General features: G+C 57.6%; 1 pseudogene. It reads left to right on the forward strand.

Going from position 1 to position 399, the window contains the following annotated elements:
* Positions 1-399 (forward strand): annotated as a pseudogene (locus J1G18_RS27905) (hypothetical protein); the annotation flags it as partial.

Here is a 399-nt window from a genome sequence, read left to right on the forward strand (position 1 = left end):
CAAACAGCCCAATCAAAAAGAAGAGCGTCCGGACAAGCCCCTCAACCTCTTCGTCAAACTGGAACTCCCCGGTGGCCAGGACATCGACCCGAACCCCGGCAGCCACTCCAACCTGTTCATGTACATCCCTCCTGAAATCGTCAACGGCGGTGTGGACAAAGACGTTGCCGAAGCGGGGGTGCCGATTGTCATCAGGTCCGAGTCCGGCAGCGGCTTGCCTTACCCTGACATCGCGGAGGGCGACGTCATTCATCTCAGTTGGGGTGGCTTTTTTGAGTATTCCACACCGGTGACCCAGGCGCAGATCGACGATCCAGCGGCAAACCCGATATTGATCACGGTCTCCAAAGCCACTATTAAAGAGGCTGGTGACACCGACCTCTTCGGTCTGGCGGTCAC

It is taken from the genome of Pseudomonas sp. MIS38 (assembly GCF_019891575.1).
Taxonomy (GTDB): domain Bacteria; phylum Pseudomonadota; class Gammaproteobacteria; order Pseudomonadales; family Pseudomonadaceae; genus Aquipseudomonas; species Aquipseudomonas putida_A.